This is a genomic window from Marinovum sp. 2_MG-2023 (assembly GCF_030548265.1).
In the GTDB taxonomy this organism is placed as follows: Bacteria; Pseudomonadota; Alphaproteobacteria; order Rhodobacterales; family Rhodobacteraceae; genus Marinovum.
The window spans coordinates 1-1,031 of the sequence record NZ_JAUOSD010000074.1; the positions used below are offsets into that span (position 1 = coordinate 1).

Below are 1,031 nucleotides of genomic sequence, written 5' to 3' on the forward strand. Positions count from 1 at the left end.
CCACCAACTCCGATCTGCAGGTGCAAAGAGTAGCTTAACTTACGCCAGATCCTGTCCAACAAATGGGGAGTAGCTCAGGCCAAGGCCGTCTCGCAGAGCTTGCATGTTGACCGCCATCGCTACGGGGAAGAACCTGGACGCATCGCTTTAGCCTATACCGGACATTCAACATGCCCCCCTCTCGTGAAGTTCTAATTGAAATGACTGCGGCCAAACTGGAGAAAATCTACCAGGAGATCGATCGGGCGGCATTGACCTCGGTCGAATGCGCCGGAATGGAACTGGCGGAGGAGCTCGAGACCGCAAAAGTCGCAGAAGGGAATATCGATGAATCGAAGACCTCTGCCCTTTCGTCCGCAACAAAGTGGGAGCTGAGCGATGCTTGGCGACGAGGACTGCATCCCGACGATCACACGGGTGCCACGCCGACCTCCTACGCTCTGCGCATCGAACACCTCATAGCCAATGAAGACCGCCATCCGGCCGAAACCTATGCACTCGACGTTCATGCCATCTCGTACCTAGAGACGGGCGAGACAATTCCGGCGTCCCTTAGATCATTCATAATCAAACGCTTACTGGAACTTCGGCATCCCAAGACCGCAGACGGCGCTCCAAGAGTCGATGAAGAGCGAAATCTTCAGTTAGTGGCGCTGATCGAGGAGTTGATTAGCTCATATGGATTAACAGCATACGGAAGCGTTGAAAACGTCGCTGAGGGATCAGCTTGCTGGATTGTGGCGCAGGCCAACATCAAGTTGGGCAAGCGGCCCCGAGAGGGCCGATGCATTGCGAAGATTTTTCGCAAGGTACGCAACGAGCTAAAGGCATCCAGAAGGTAAGTTCTTTCCTCGAATTCAACGCCTTCCAAGCCACCGCTTCACCCTTAGACGATCCTGCCTATGAATCCCCGGTGGTGCGCATTGCCACATGTGCGAACCTTGGCAGCCGCTGGTGACCTGCCCCCTGCTGGTCCCTCATTCATAATGAGAGTCTGCAGGTTGAATCTGGGTATTCGGCTTCCGCGTCTG

1 protein-coding gene is annotated in these 1,031 nt (G+C 54.9%); it reads left to right on the forward strand.

Annotated features, from left to right (window positions below; genetic code table 11):
• The first annotated feature begins 170 nt into the window (after nt 1-170).
• Nucleotides 171-842, forward strand: a complete 672-nt coding sequence (locus Q4577_RS23650) for a hypothetical protein (protein WP_303473381.1) — start codon at nt 171-173, stop codon at nt 840-842.
• Nucleotides 843-1,031: the final 189 nt, after the last annotated feature.

Bases quoted from the DNA above. Each gene is read 5' to 3' on its own strand.
- Q4577_RS23650 (WP_303473381.1), top strand. From the start codon at position 171: ATGCCCCCCTCTCGTGAAGTTCTAATTGAAATGACTGCGGCCAAACTG.